This window comes from Psychrobacter sp. PL19 (assembly GCF_017875835.1).
Taxonomy (GTDB): Bacteria; Pseudomonadota; Gammaproteobacteria; order Pseudomonadales; family Moraxellaceae; genus Psychrobacter.
Genome location: NZ_JAGING010000001.1, coordinates 2,911,817 through 2,927,123, shown reverse-complemented (window position 1 = coordinate 2,927,123; position 15,307 = coordinate 2,911,817). Strand labels below are relative to the sequence as shown.

Sequence of the window (15,307 nt, the reverse complement as noted above, 5' to 3'; positions counted from 1 at the left end):
TGTGCCTACGCAGACAGAGGCGGCAAAAAGCTTATACCAGCCACACTGTGTCCATTTTAAATGGGATCGACTGTAGCTGAAACGCTAACATCTGGTCTTATTAGACCTGGCTTGGTTCAATCGCGTTCCCTAAAGGATTAATAGGGCCGTGCATCAGTTCGGGTTCATCGTCATCGCCGATGATGTCTTCGCCGCTACTACCACTTAATAAATCACGGTAATTAATTTGCGCCTTTAACACCAGCTGCTCTTCTTCGACCTCGCCATAATTGACTTGCACCTTGTGTAAGGTGCTCATAATTTTTTTATTCTTTTTGAGCCAGCGATGAATATCTAGATAAATGATGTCATCTTTGGCACGCGCAATATTGATATAGGACAAAATAACCCCTAAAGGGTCTTTTTTGAGTACGCTGTGATAAAACCAGATGGCCAGCTTAACACCTTGGCGCTTGGCAAGGGACTCACAGCGCAAGTTAAGCACGTCGGTATAGGTCTGTTGTTGAAAGACCAAGCGCTGTACATTACGGTCAAGCTGGGCATGCACGAGATAAAAATTACTGGCTACTTCCACATAAATACCCACAGCATTGACCGTACAATACAAGCGAAACCAGTCATCATGCAGCTCAACACGCAGCTCTAAGATCGCTTTAACATTGTCAGTAACGAACTTTTGTAACGCATCATTGACGTAATTTTGTGCGACTGGCAAGCGAATCTCGTCATCAAGCTTGTCGGTAGTTTTGTTATAGAGGTTTTTGATGGTTTGGGTTAGGCTGTCCCAACCATCACTAAAGGACTCTTCAAAACGGTAACCGAGATTGTCAGAGAAGTGATCAAAATTATTAGTATGATCAAGGTCATCAAATTTGCTCAAACTTATTATCCTTATGACTGATTTTGGTAGGGCTAAGTAGGGTGGTTTAAGTCTGATTGTTTGAATACGACTGTTTAAATATTACCGTGTAAATATGACGGTTTGACTACGAATATTTAGGTCCAGCCCGTTGCGAATAGGGCGCTAAATAAGAACACAGCTAGTAAAATAGATCTTAAAAATAGTATATAGCAAAATAGCATGGTGCAAAACTGAAGGCACCACATTGTAGCAAATAACCTAAAGAAGGTAACGAATAATGCTAAACTGCCCGAGTCGTTGTTTGAGCTGGGTGTATTTAAGTTTGAATATGCGAAAAACGTCAACAACTGCGCTAAAGACTGCGTTTGAGAAACAGCGTTAAAGTGCGTATTTGACACTATGAGTACTTGACACTATGAGTACTTGACACTATGAGTACTTGATACTATGAGTACTTGATACTATGAGTGCTTGATACCAAGTGTAATTGTGGCTTTAAAGGTTATAAAACTTAAAGTTTATAAAAAATAAAACTATAGTCAATGAGAAGTAATATCGATACATAACCTACTGCTGGCATACGTTTTTCTTGCTTGCTGTGCCTACGCAGACAGAGGCTGCAAAAAGCTTATACCAGCAGTACCGTCGCGTTTTTAAGGTATTTTAACTATATTTAATAAAGAAGAGTAGGTATGGAGTTTTTAGGGTTTACGCTTGATGTTGCGGCACTGACAGACAGTGCCTTAACATTACTACTTAAAGTGGTCTTGGCGTTAGTAATACTGTTGGTTGGACGTTGGCTGGCTAAAAAAGCCATTACTATCGCCAATCGCATCATGTTACGTAGTCGTTTAGATGATACAGTCGCCAGCTTTTTGAGCCGGTTGTTATACGGCATTTTATTGGTGATCGTGGTGCTAGCGGCGCTCAGTAAAATAGGCGTACAAACCACCTCAGTCGTGGCTATCTTGGGTGGTGTGGCTATCGCGGTTGGTCTGTCGTTAAAAGATCAGCTGTCAAACTTCGCTGCTGGCATTATGATTGTGACCTTTCGGCCCTTTGTGCGTGGTGATTTTATCCAAGTCAACGGCTTCACGGGTACCGTGACTGAGATTACCTTGGTCAATACTCATATAACCACGACCAACAACCACGATATTATTTTCCCAAACAGCGATATCACTACTTCAGCCACTACCAACTATAGCTCGCTACCCAATCGCCGCGTGGATATCACCATAGGTATTGGTTATGATGCGGATATCAAAACCGCCAAAAATATTATGCTAGATTTGGCCGCCAGCAATCCGGTTTCCTTTAGTGATCCTGCGCCTATCGTGCGAGTCACTAACTTGGGTGATAATTCGGTTGATTTGACTTTGAATGTTTGGACCACTAATGCGGACTGGTGGGACATGCAGTGCGATTTACTCGAGCAGCTTAAATACGCGCTTGATGACAACAAAATCGATATCCCATTCCCGCAGCGCAGTGTGCATGTTAAAGGCTTGGATCAGATGGTCAATAATATGAATCAGGCGCAAAAGCCGTTGCCAGATAAAGATTAATGCCATCTATTACTTGAACCCTCATCCACAAACTCAAGCTAACGAGGACAGTGATGGTAAGCAGTACCAGCCGCACTGTCTCTTTTTTGAATTGTCTCAACTGTACTGTTCTTAATGCTGCTATTAATTTTCGAGATAAGGGTTAGGCAGTGCCAAGCGCGCCAAAATATCAATCTCAAAGCTTTCCATTTGATCTTGCTCAGCTTGCCCGGTTATATGATCAAAGCCGAATAAGTGCAGCACGCCATGGATTAATAAATGGCTAATATGCTGTGCCACAGTCTTGTCTTGCTCAGCAGCTTCCCGCACCATTACTTCATGACATATAATCAGTTCACCCAGTGGTATGGTCGGCATCAGCTCAAACACGGCGGCAGGAAAATCACTTGGATAAGACAAAATATTGGTCGGATAATCTTTACCAAGCGCCTCTAAGTTTAGTGCTCGCCCCTCATTACTATCAGTGATATAGATATCCAAGGCTTTAGGTTTTTGTTGCCACAACGCCTCATCTATATCCACAAAGTAAGGCAGCTCAAGACCAGTTTTAAGCCGCTGATTCATATAATCTAAAGTCGCTAACACGACTGGTAGCAAAATATCCTCGGTATAAAATGTATTGAGCAGCTCGGCATCAATGCTATCCGCACCGCTGATCGTTAGTTCAGTAGCGTTATCGTTGTCCATAGGATCATTTTCGTCATTGGCTTGCTTCATCAGTTTTTCCTTTCATTAACGCCACTGTTTTCATGGCACTGTGTCCTTTGTAAGTTGGATCGACTATAGCCCATAAGCTGTCAATCATAAAAAAGCCGCATATCTGATGCGGCTTTTGCGATCTAATATTAGCTCGTTAATAGTACGGGTGTGGGACTATGAATTACAACCTAGCGGCCGCGTTTGCTATCGCCTGTTTATGTTCTTGTTCAGCCAGTCGCTCTTGCTTACGCCGTTCTTTGAGCATTTCTTCTTTTTCGTCAAACACATCATAAGCTTCAACGATTTTTTGTACCAACTGATGGCGTACCACATCCTTTGAATCAAATTTAGTGATATGAATCTCTTCTATATCACTTAAGATTTCCATTGCTTGCGTCAGCCCAGACTTAGTACCACGCGGTAAATCGACCTGGGTAATGTCACCAGTAATCACCGCCCGTGAACCAAAGCCTAAACGGGTTAAAAACATTTTCATCTGCTCAGGTGTGGTGTTTTGGGCCTCATCTAAGATTACAAATGAATTGTTCAGCGTCCGGCCGCGCATATAGGCTAACGGGGCAACTTCGATCACTTGACGCTCAAGCATTTTGCCTACTTTTTCAAAGCCTAGCATTTCATATAGCGCATCATACAAAGGACGGAGATAGGGGTCAATTTTTTGGGTTAAGTCGCCTGGCAAGAAGCCAAGTTTCTCCCCAGCCTCAACCGCAGGACGTACCAGTAAGATACGTTCAATCTCGTTACGCTCGATCATATCAACGGCACAGGCTACCGCTAGATAGGTTTTACCAGTACCTGCAGGGCCAATACCAAATGACACATCAGACGATAGAATATCCTTAACATAGCGCTGCTGGTTACCACCGCGTGGGATGATTTTGCCGTTACGAGTACGCAGGCTAATAGGGGTAAAGTCGCTAGGCGAGTCTAAATCATCTGGATTTTCGCTAATTTCTGTTGGCGCATCGTCTTCCACGTCTTGGTCACGCGCAATACTCGATTGGATAATCAGATGTAGCTCTTCTGGAGTGATATTCTTAGTGTTTTGAGTTTCATCCACCAGCTTATATAAGATACGTTCAGCGCGTTCAACATCTGCCAAATCACCACTCAGGCAAAAATCGCCTTGGCGCTGACTGATTTTAATATTAAGGCGGGTTTGGATATATTTCATGTGATTATTATATTCACCAAGCACGGTTTTAAGTTGGGCTGGGGTCAACGATTCAAATTTTACACGGCGGCTCATGGAGTCAGTCAAGCGATTATCCTTGTATTAATGGCCTGATATCATGGTCACAACGTCATCGTTATAACACCATAATATGGATAGGCTAAATATATAAAGTAGTCAATACGGTAATGTTAAATTCAAAAAGCTGTTTTTTTAAGTGCGTATTTAAATGTGACGGTTAAAATGTGACGGTTAATAGGGTTGCTGGTCAGTTATTTTAATAGAGGTGAAAGTAAGGGTACTGCTATCATTATGGTTGATAGTTTCTAAATTTCAAGCATTGTGTAGCGCTAGACTAGGCTGTTTTGTATGTGGATTGCAAGCAGCTGAGCTAAAGCCATTATTTGTGTCATTTATCACTAAGAGTTTGTGCTGATTCTGCTATCGGCTAACCGTTAACTCACTCATAGCAACCGCTTAAAAGTCATAATTATACTCGGCAGACACAGTGACACTCACGGAAATTTAGCCAATCTGTGGTAATCTATTAGGCTCTAGTAATTGTTCATTCGTTATCTGTTAATAGTGCTCAAATATGTATCTGGGTTACCAGTAATATAGAAAACAAATAAAAAGTTAAACCAACTCTATGTAAAAAAATCACATAACAAAGCTATAAAAATAATGCTACGAGCAGCCGCTCTATCAGAGATGACTGTAATGATGGTAACACCTTAATAGGATCAATGATGATGGATAATAATGGTTTGCAAGATTCAAATGCTGAACAATCCAAAGCAATTGATAATTCAACTGACAATGCGACTGATAATGTGGCTAGCAACACCGCTCATAACAACACGGCTCATAGTAACCAAGCGAGTGAGACGCTTAACCAAGCAAGTACGGCAAAACTGACCGAACAGCAAGTGCTTATCGTTGGTGGTGGCCATGTCGGTTTATCCTATGCTTTACTATTAGCGCATCACGGTATTAGCAGCACCTTGTTAGAAAAAAACAACTATCCAACCATCAGTCCCAATGATGACAGCAATCGTAATCATTATTTAGACAGTCGCAATACTGCGCTATCACGGCGGACGGTACAAATTTATCAAGAGATTGGCCTGTGGTCAGCGCTACAAAGTCACGCCTGCCGTATTGATGCGGTGCAGATTAGCGAACAAGGCAGTTTTGGGATCGCGCAGTTGAATAAAGCTGATGAGCAGGTTGAATCATTTGGACAAGTGATGGAAAATGCGTGGCTGGGGCGTAAGCTATTATTAGCGGCGCAACAGGAGTCGCTGATTACCTTGATAGACAATGCCAATGTCATTGCTATTAAGCAGCAGTCAGGGTCGCAATCAACTGCTGGAGTTACCCTTAGCTTCAATTATTATGATAGCGACGAGCATGAGCAGCAATTACAGGGCAGTGTATTAGTGGCCTGCGATGGTCGCGATTCGACTGTGCGTCAGCTGTTAAATATTGGCACGACCACCTATGATTATCAGCAAACCGCTATTGTGGGTGTGGTCGAGACTGATCAGCCGCATGAGCATGTCGCTATTGAGCGTTTTAGTCCAGCAGGACCACTGGCTGTATTGCCGCTGACTGATCCGAACGGTGATGGCAATGATGAGTATCAGACGGGCTACCGCCGTTCTGTGGTTTGGGTCTGCCCAACGGGTGAGGAAGCACAATACCTAGAAGATGATGCGCATTTTTTGCAGACCTTGCAGCAGGCCTTTGGTGAGCGCGCTGGCAGGTTCGTCACTGCGGGTCGCCGCGGTGCTTATCCACTAACCAAGGTACTGGCAGATGCACAAGTGGATGGCCGCTGCGTCATCATGGGCAATGCAGCACATACCTTACATCCGGTAGCCGGTCAGGGCTTTAACCTGTGTATGCGCGATGCGCATGTGCTCGCGCAAATGATGAGTACGCAAGTGCTTAAAGGCGCCGATATTGGTGATCCACAACTGTTAAAACGCTACGAGAAGTCACGGCAAACCGATCAAAAGCGGGTGATTCGCTTCTGTGATGCGATCGTACATGGCTTTACCCATCCCAATCCGGTTATTAAGCTGGCACGTAATGTGGCCTTGGTTGCCTTTGATAAGTTACCCAATATCAAACCATTGATTGCTAATTATGCGATGGGTCTAAAATCTTAAGCTTTAACAGAGTTTTTAAATAGTAACTCGAACCACTTTTAGCTTTGTCAGCTGCTATTAATAAAGGATATCTTATGAAAAATGACCATACGCTTATTATTGGCGGCGGTATCGTCGGTGCCAGTCTGGCGCTCAAGCTGGCACAAGCAAAGCGGCCAGTGACATTGGTCGATGCGAGGCCTAAACGTGATGATGCTCATTGGCAAGATAAGCTCAGCCAACGAGATGCCCGTGTCTATGCGCTCAGCCTGGCCAGCATTGGTTTGTTAACAGATATTGGTGTGTGGCAGAAGATAGCAGCATCAGAGCGCAAAGCCGATTATTCACAAATGCAGGTCTGGCAACTCAATGGGATTGGCGAGTTAAAGTTCGGTGATGACTGTGCTGATAACAAGGGTACTGATAACAAGGGTACTGATAATAACGCTACTGGTAATAACGAAAAGGGTACTGAAGGCAGTGATACGCCCAAGCTACTTGGTAGTATGGTAGAGCCTACGGTTATTGAGTATGCCCTTTGGCAGCGCTTGTTCGAAGACGATGTAAGTGATTATCTGACCGTCATCGCTGGCCATAAGGTGATGCAAATGGATTGGCTAGGATCTGAACAAGGCTACCGTATCACTTTAGATAATGAGACTGCTATTGAGGCGAATCTGTTAGTTGGCTCTGATGGCCGTGGTTCGTTTGTGCGCCGGCAAGCTGGAATTGAGCTGGATACTTTGGATTATAAGCAGACCGCGATTTGCTGTGCCATTAAAACTGCAAAACCGCATCAAGCGACCGCTCGCCAAGCAATGCTGCCTACTGGTACGCTAGCATTATTACCCTTGGCTGATATTACAGATGAGGATAAGGTCAATCCGCAGCATTGGCAGTCAGTGGTCTGGACTTTGCCACGCAATCAAGCGCTTGAGCTTGAGATTCAAGAGCCACGAATTATCGCTGACAAATTAGCAGCTGCCAGTACCTATGAGCTTGGCGCTATCAATCAGATTGAGTCGATTGCTAGCTTTCCATTAATGGCCCAGCAGGCGCGCAATTATGTCGCTGATAACTTAGTCTTGATTGGTGATGCCGCGCACGGGGTGCATCCATTAGCGGGTCAAGGACTGAATCTCGGTATGCTCGATGTGCAGGCATTAAGTGATCAGCTCGAGCATGATTTTGCTCGTAGTGGTGGCAAATTATGGGGAGCCAATCAAACGCTGCGCACTTATGAGCGGATGCGTCGTCCGCATAACAGTCTAATGATGCATAGTTTTTCTGCGCTTAACTGGCTGTTTGCTGGCGAGTTTGCGCAACTGCGACCGATACAACAATTGCGTAACGAAGGCATGTCTCGGGTCAGTAAAATCAAACCGTTAATGCGTTTGTTTGCCAAGCAGGCGAGTGGGGTCTAGGGTTTTGACTTAGTGAAGAGTAGAGTATGAACGTTAAGTTATGGACAATAGCGACGGTTATGATAGGTGCCTTAGCTCTGACCGGTTGCCAAACAGCCGATTTGTCTAATCAGAAAATTAAAACTATCAATATGCCAATTGTTTCGATTAGTTTGGATAGCGATGGTGATGGTGTGGCTGACGAGTTAGACCTGTGCCCAGGCACTCCGTATAACATGGTGGTCGATCCAAATGGCTGTCCTGCTTCGCTACTTCCTGATGAAAATAGCTTCAAAATGGAGGCTAGAGCTTTCTACAATGAAAATAGTAGTGAGATAAAAAGTCAATATTATGAAGAGCTAAACAGACTAGGTGAGAGAATGCAGCAGCGTTCGGAAGCTATAAGTATTATTGATGGTCACATCTCAAAACGTGAAGACCACACAACCAATCAAACACTATCTAAAGAACGCGTTGAAGGCGTTAAGAATTATTTGATATTAAAATATAAGATCGCCCCTAATCGTATTAAGACTTTTTACTATGGATCAGAGCGACCTATTGCGCCAGATGATAACGCCGAAGGCAGTGATCTGAATCAACGTGTCTATATCATGATAAGTAACGCAGAGTATGATGTTGAACGTTTTAAAAAAATTGAAAATGATGACAAATAAAGCCATAAGTCATTCTGGATGAAGAGAGAATAATAATGACAATTAAAAGCTACCGCACTTTATTGCTACTAGCAGCATCTGTAACTCTAGCTGGCTGTCAAACTACTACGACTACGCCGCTTAAAGATGCACCTCAATATGAGGATATCATGACGATGCAAGCAGATATTTCTGATTCAGATGGTGATGGCGTACCTGATGATATAGACCAGTGCCCAGCCACTCCGTATAACGTGATAGTAGATGAAAGAGGCTGTCCTTTTACGGTTCCTGGTATAGGTCTAAAAATGGAGTATCGCGCCTTTTTTGCTAAAGGTAGTAGTGAGCTATCGCCAGAGTACCAGCTTGAGCTGGATAAAGTAGGAATGAGATTGCAAGAGTATAAAAACGCCACCATATTGATTGAAGGTCATAACTCAAGAACTGAAGTCGATAGCGCTTCTATAGACAAAGCGAATGCTTTAGCGCAAGACAGAGCGAATAAAGTTAAGAATTATTTAATATCTAAATATAACATTGCCTCTGAGCGCATCACGGCGACTGAGTATGGCGCAAGAAGACCGATTGCGCCGTCTGATAGTGAAGAGGGCAATATGTTGAACCGGCGCGTTTATGCGATTGCGTCTGAACCTCAAGAATAAAAAATCAATTTATTATTAAAGCCACTCAAACTTAGATAGGTGTATCGAGTTTTAAATACAGCAATCATAAATTAGTGAATGTAAACGGCGTAAGTTGTCCTTCTTCAGTAACTATCAATGATAATTGGCCTTTTCACTACGTTAGGTAAGATAAATAATGACTACGAAACTGAGACTCAACAGTGCTGTTTTGTTAGCAGCCTCTATAACATTAGCTGGCTGCCAGACTACCGAAATCATAACGCCCAAAACCACACCTCAACATGAAAATATCAGGACGATGCAAGCAGATATTCCTGATTCAGATGGTGATGGTGTGCTTGATAGTATAGACGAGTGTCCTGAAACGCCACCTTATACGGTAGTAGATGCTAAAGGTTGTGAAATAATAATTGAGGGAGGCGAAGCACTTGAAATGGAGTTCAATGGCTTTTTCCCGCCAATGAGCAGTCAATTGCCTGCTATCTATGATGCAGACTTTATAAAAATGGCAGAAACGATCAATGAGTACCCAGAAGCCAATGTTTTTATTTTTGGTCATGCAGCATTGAATGAAATTAATGACGAATCTTTAGCAAATTTTGGTTTTAATTCTTTAGCGCGCAATCGAGCGCTTATCATCAAGAATACCCTAGTATTGCAACATGATATTACTGCTGAGCGTATCCGTACTTATGAGTGCTCAAACAAATATCTTTCTATAGATACAGGCGCTTTAGACCGTAACTTTAAAGCGCTTAAACTCAAAAATATCAAGTCAAAGCAAAGCCGTGTAACTTTGATGGCGAGCAGTAACGTGAGTGACTTAATGAATCTTGAATATGATTATTATATACAAAGATATGGTGAATATGCAAAGCACTGTGACAAGTTTGAATAGTTATGATTAACCATTATTATTTGTCTTTACCCCAACGCCGAAAATACCACCATCAGTACTGGTGAGACAATATTAATAATAAAGCCAAAGCTGATGGCTAATGGCACGACTTTTAGTCCGCCAGATTGCTGAATAATGGGTAAGGTAAAGTCCATACTGGTCGCGCCGCCAAGCCCTACTGCCGCTGACGGATACTGACGCATAAACACTGGAATAAATAACAACGCAAAAAACTCACGTATCAAGTCATTAAATAACGCCACACTGCCCCAAATGGCCCCATAAGCATCGGTCATCACAATTGCCGATAGCGAATACCAACCGAAGCCCGACGCCAATGCCAGCCCTTTAGTCCATGACACGTCGGCAAACAACAGCGCGAACACCAGGCCACCAACCAATACTGATAGGGTAAAGATAACACTCATCTCCACACCACGTTTATTCAGCAGCACTTCTTTGAGAGTGATGCCCGAGCCCTTAAGGCCGATACCGACCAGCAGGATTAATAGCATCAGCATTATGGTCATGCTGCTCTCATGCGGCATATAAGCAGCTGGCAAAAAGTGCCCAATCACAAAGCCAATAACCACACAAATTACTTGGGTTAAGCTGCCACGGATACTGACTCGGTGTTGCTGTGACTTAGTGCTTGGTTGTTTGGCATGCCATGGCCGCCAATGATCAAACAGCATCAGCGCAAACAGCCCAGCGGCAATGGTCAGTATCGACAATACGGCCACATATAAGGCAATTTCGCCCAATTGACTGCCAAGCTCTTCCACCTGTGACAGCTCAATACCGATAAGCGTTAGGATAATAAATACTAGATAAGACAAGCCCTTTTCAGAAAACGCCGTCAACTTTGGGTTGCTAGGAATAATAAAGCCAATAAATAGCGGCATTAAGACTAAAACAAGGGTGATTATGCTTTGCATGAGGGGCAGGCTCGTAAGATTTTTGGCAAACCTAGGATTGTAACATATTAGGCGAATAATGCTGGCATGAGCGTGTAAAAATCATGATTCGAGTAGGGGCTTGTAGACCAAGCCCCTAAAGTCAAATATCAAGCGAGCGTAAAACTAGTAAATAGCTGTAGTCGTTAATCTTAGTAGCAACCAGGCTAAATTACCAAGGTCATTAGATCGCCACTGCCGTTTGTAATTGCTTAGCACCATTATGACTACTTACGAGAGCCTGTGGTAACCACGCTATCGGTTCCTCTATCGTATCAATTACATCAATGCTATCAATGCTATCAATGCTATATATTTGGCTTGTGAAAGGCTCGATAATACTTACTAACGGCGTGCTGGCCAACTGCGGGTAGTCTTGTCGATAATGGCCACCGCGACTTTCACAGCGCTGATAAGCGGATTGAATAATCAGGGTCGCTAACTGCAATTGCCGCGTTAGCTGAAAATTTGCCAGCTTTTTAAGAGTAGTAGAGCTATTAGCACTATTAGCTCCATTTAAGTCATCTGTACTTGAATGCTCTGTAGCTAAATCCTTTAACGCATCGCTCTTTGAAGTCAAGCTCTCTGAGATTGAGTCAGACTCTTTAATTGTTTGTTGCCATTGTTGGATCTGTACCAGTGCTTGCTCCAACGTTTCAGCGCTGCGCATGATGCCCATGTGGTTGCTCATTAAGGCTTTTAGCTCAGCGGTAATATCATCAGTACTTACATTAGTACTTACATTAGTACTTACATCAGCACTCGGATCAATACTAGGGGTATAATCAGTATGAGCCGACATGACAGCTGAAGGCAGAGTAATAGATTGTGTGCTCAGTATTTTTGGTGACGTCCAAATGGTAGCAGCTAAAGCTACTGATTCAGCATCAAGCTCAGTATTGGGTTCGGTATTAAATTGGGTATTGATTTCGGCATTTGACCTAGTATTGAACTTGATATCAACCGGTAACTCAGGCGTCGCTGCCAGATAGCTAGGTAGATGAGCGGCAATATTACGGCCAACCACCACACACTCTAATAAAGAGTTACTCGCCAAGCGGTTGGCACCATGCAAGCCGGTATAAGCGACTTCGCCAGCTGCATATAGTCCCGGTAAATCAGTCAGACCATCCGCACAAGTAACCACACCGCCACAACTATAATGCGCGGTAGGCGCAACTGGAACGGGATCGGTAGTGATATCGATACCTAGGTCTAATAAGGTCTGATAAATCTGCGGAAAATGCTGTCGTAAGAATTCAGCTGGCAAGTGGCTGACGTCAAGATGCACGTAACCGAGGCCATTATTGGTGATTTGCTCGCTAATTGCTCGAGCGACAATATCTCGTGGGGCCAGCTCTGCACGTGAGTCAACATTCAGCATAAAGCGTTGGCCGGTCTGCGGACAATACAACCGACCCCCTTCGCCGCGCAGAGCCTCTGAGACCAAAAAGCTACTGTTGCCCAATGCCAAGCCAGTCGGATGAAATTGGATGAATTCCAAATTTGCTAAGCGACAGCCTGCTTGCCAAGCCATCATCACTCCGTCACCCACACAGACGTTGGGTGCGCTGGCACGTTGGAATAACTGTCCCAAACCACCGCTTGCCAACACTATCGCGCGACTATAAAAAGTTCGTCGGCGCTGAGTGTTATGGTCAAAGACCAGCGCGCCCTTTGCGTGTTGAGAAGGGTGGCGATCATGAGAATGTTGCGACTGGCTGGACGTCTCAGATTGGTTGGTGACAGTATTACTCAAGCGTTCTGTGAAGGGTTCTGTGAGAGGCTCTGTCAATAATTCTAGCGCCTCATGGTAAGGTAAAATAGTTATATTGCCAGCGACCTGCGCTTGGGCCGATAGCGTCTGCATGATATGCCGACCTGTAGCGTCGTCAGCATGTGCAACTCGACGACAGCCGTGCCCGCCTTCTTGAGTCAAATGTAAGTCAGCAGTTTTTAACTCAGCTAAAGCGCCAGTAGTCGGAATAGCATTGGCTATTAGGTCTTGTGGGCTTTGCTGGGGAATCTGAGTAAAAGGCACGCCTTGTGCACACAGCCACTGTACGGCTTGTTGCCCCGCGCTCAAAATACTGGTGGTGTTATCAGTGGCACACAGTCCTGCGCCAGCAATCAAGGTATCCGCTACATGGTCAGCGACCTGGTCATTTTTATCCAAGCTGGCAGCGATACCACCTTGGGCATAGTGACTTGAACAAGTCTCAAGTGCGGCCTTACTCAATAGGGTAATGCTTAGCGACTTTGGCAAGGCCAGCGCGGTACTTAGACCTGCCAATCCTGCACCAATAATTAAGACATCAGTATGGATAGCGCCATTATCGTTATTGTCGCTGTTACTGTTATGAGCACTGACATGAGCACTGACATGAGCACTGACATGAGCACTGACATGAGTGAGGTCGTTCAAGCCCGGCTTATCGAGGCCCACTTTATCAGCTGTTAATACTGTGTTCATATTAGGCTGCTCCGACGTTGGCAAACAGGGGACGGTCCTTGACAATATCACCACTGGCGGCCACCCGTTGCTGTTGCAATTTGGCGAAATCAAGCATACGTTGTAAGGGCTTTCTGGCCGCTGTTGCCAGCTCTATCGTTAAATCGACTTCGCCGCTGTTATTGGTCAAGCATTGCTCAATGCCTTGTAGGCCATTCATCGCCATCCAAGGACAAAAAGCACAGCTTTTACAGCTGGCACTTTCACCGGCAGTCGGCGCGGCTAGAAAATGTTTGTGTGGTGAGCGCTTTTGCATTTCGTGTAAGATACCCAAGTCAGTGGCAACAATAAAGGTATCGGCGTCCATTTCATAAGTCGATTGCAGTAACTTGCTGGTCGAACCGACCACATCAGCCAACTGTACGACGCTATCGGGCGACTCAGGATGTACCAACACTTTTGCCTGTGGGTGTTCTTGTTTTAATTGCATGAGTTCGGTGGCTTTAAACTCGTTGTGTACCAAGCATGAGCCTTGCCATAACAGCATATCTGCGCCGGTTTCTTGCGCAATGTACTTACCCAAATGTCGATCAGGGCCCCAAATAATCGGCTCGCCTTGCTCATGTAGGTGACGGACAATGTCAATGCCCACTGATGAGGTTACTACCCAATCTGCCCGCGCTTTGACCGCCGCGCTGGTATTGGCATAAACCACCACTGTACGCTCGGGATGGGCGTCACAAAAGGCTGAAAACTCATCGGCAGGACAGCCCAAATCAAGTGAACACTCTGCCTCTAAATCGGGCATCAGGACGGTTTTTTCCATGCTCAGAATTTTCGCAGACTCACCCATAAAGCGCACCCCGGCCACTACTAGTGTCTGCGCGCTATGCGCTTGACCAAAGCGTGCCATCTCTAATGAGTCGCCCACACAGCCACCAGTTGCTAGGGCCAAGTCTTGAATGAAAGGGTCAACATAGTAATGGGCGACTAATACCGCATTATGCTCCTTTAACAGCTGTTTAATACGGTCTTCAACCAGCAAACGCTCGGAACGCGGTAAGTCTACCGGTATCTTGGCCTTGGCATATTCGATATTAAGCTGGATCGCACTGCGGTTATCAGTACTGAGTAGCGGAGCGTCATAGGGATACGTTTTCATAGGGACAAGCCTCTGGTGCGATAGCGACAGTAATAGTCTTCTCAAGTAACAGTTTTCTCAAGTAATAGTCTTCTCAAGTAATAATCTATAGTCAATGCAAAGTAATATCGACACATACCGTCGCGTTTTTAAGGTATTTTGACTATAGTATCAATAGGCTCAGTCAGACTTATTTAAGATCCCTGAGCTTATTGATGGCTGTACTTGCCTTGGTATCAGTCGTTATCTTTACTTTTTGGGATTGATAGTAGTAAACAGCTAAAAGTGGGTGAGATAGGGCAGAACAAAGCCGCTGTTTTGATACAAGGGCTTAATTATGCTCTTATTGAGCATAAGTGCAAGTGGTTTCTGCGGAACTTTTGTTAAAGTTGCCATTGATCATTAAACATATTTTCTGTAGTCAATGAAAAGTAATATTGATACATAACCTACTGCTGGTATACGTTGCTCTTGCTTGCGTAAGTTGCTATTGCTTGCTGTGCCTACGCAGACAGAGACTGCAAAGAGCTGATACCAGCAGTACCGTCGCATTTTTAAGGTATTTTAACTATAGCGCGGTTTCTGGTACGGTTTTTCAGTGTGGCAATTCAGCATGGCAATTCAGTATGGCAATTCAGTATGGTCATGATGGCGCCTAAGAAGATAAGTCGGCATTC

General features: G+C 44.4%; 12 protein-coding genes. 6 read left to right on the top strand and 6 right to left on the bottom strand.

Annotation, left to right across the window (positions count from 1 at the left end):
• Positions 1–100: 100 nt before the first annotated feature.
• Complete coding sequence (locus H4W00_RS11590) at positions 101–880, bottom strand: hypothetical protein (RefSeq protein WP_209958402.1); 780 nt, start codon at positions 878–880, stop codon at positions 101–103.
• A gap of 674 nt (positions 881–1,554) precedes the next feature.
• Here H4W00_RS11590 and H4W00_RS11585 point away from each other — a divergent pair.
• On the top strand, positions 1,555–2,430 hold the full coding sequence (locus H4W00_RS11585; protein ID WP_209958400.1) for a mechanosensitive ion channel family protein: 876 nt from the start codon (positions 1,555–1,557) through the stop codon (positions 2,428–2,430).
• A 123-nt stretch (positions 2,431–2,553) separates the two neighbouring features.
• Here the strand turns inward: H4W00_RS11585 and ybeY are convergent, their stop codons facing one another.
• Both ybeY and H4W00_RS11575 read right to left on the bottom strand, forming a co-directional pair.
• Positions 2,554–3,147 carry an rRNA maturation RNase YbeY gene (ybeY, locus tag H4W00_RS11580; RefSeq protein ID WP_209958398.1) on the bottom strand — a complete coding sequence of 198 codons (594 nt, stop codon included), beginning with the start codon at positions 3,145–3,147 and terminating at the stop codon, positions 2,554–2,556.
• 163 nt (positions 3,148–3,310) lie between these two features.
• The gene (locus H4W00_RS11575; RefSeq protein WP_209959219.1) at positions 3,311–4,399 is read right to left on the bottom strand and encodes a PhoH family protein; all 1,089 of its coding nucleotides are present in this window, start codon (positions 4,397–4,399) and stop codon (positions 3,311–3,313) included.
• An 839-nt stretch (positions 4,400–5,238) separates the two neighbouring features.
• On the opposite strand from H4W00_RS11575, the gene H4W00_RS11570 reads away from it, so the two are divergent.
• The 5 genes from H4W00_RS11570 (at position 5,239) to H4W00_RS11550 (ending at position 10,081) form a co-directional block, all read left to right on the top strand.
• Positions 5,239–6,501 carry an FAD-dependent monooxygenase gene (locus H4W00_RS11570; RefSeq protein WP_209959218.1) on the top strand — a complete coding sequence of 421 codons (1,263 nt, stop codon included), beginning with the start codon at positions 5,239–5,241 and terminating at the stop codon, positions 6,499–6,501.
• 74 nt (positions 6,502–6,575) lie between these two features.
• On the top strand, positions 6,576–7,904 hold the full coding sequence (locus tag H4W00_RS11565) for an FAD-dependent monooxygenase (RefSeq protein ID WP_209958395.1): 1,329 nt from the start codon (positions 6,576–6,578) through the stop codon (positions 7,902–7,904).
• A gap of 26 nt (positions 7,905–7,930) precedes the next feature.
• The gene (locus H4W00_RS11560; protein ID WP_209958393.1) at positions 7,931–8,560 is read left to right on the top strand and encodes an OmpA family protein; all 630 of its coding nucleotides are present in this window, start codon (positions 7,931–7,933) and stop codon (positions 8,558–8,560) included.
• A gap of 35 nt (positions 8,561–8,595) precedes the next feature.
• Positions 8,596–9,201, top strand: a complete 606-nt coding sequence (locus H4W00_RS11555) for an OmpA family protein (protein ID WP_209958392.1) — start codon at positions 8,596–8,598, stop codon at positions 9,199–9,201.
• A gap of 190 nt (positions 9,202–9,391) precedes the next feature.
• On the top strand, positions 9,392–10,081 hold the full coding sequence (locus tag H4W00_RS11550; protein ID WP_209958389.1) for an OmpA family protein: 690 nt from the start codon (positions 9,392–9,394) through the stop codon (positions 10,079–10,081).
• 26 nt (positions 10,082–10,107) lie between these two features.
• On the opposite strand, the gene H4W00_RS11545 is transcribed toward H4W00_RS11550, so the two are convergent.
• From H4W00_RS11545 to nadA, 3 genes are all read right to left on the bottom strand, one after another.
• Positions 10,108–11,019: a lysine exporter LysO family protein gene (locus tag H4W00_RS11545; protein WP_209958387.1), complete on the bottom strand. Its 912-nt coding sequence runs from the start codon at positions 11,017–11,019 to the stop codon at positions 10,108–10,110.
• Between the two features lie 202 nt (positions 11,020–11,221).
• Positions 11,222–13,510, bottom strand: coding sequence for an L-aspartate oxidase (locus H4W00_RS11540; RefSeq protein ID WP_209958386.1), 2,289 nt, complete (start codon positions 13,508–13,510; stop codon positions 11,222–11,224).
• Between the two features lies 1 nt (position 13,511).
• Positions 13,512–14,651: a quinolinate synthase NadA gene (nadA, locus tag H4W00_RS11535; RefSeq protein ID WP_209958383.1), complete on the bottom strand. Its 1,140-nt coding sequence runs from the start codon at positions 14,649–14,651 to the stop codon at positions 13,512–13,514.
• Positions 14,652–15,307 lie beyond the last annotated feature (656 nt).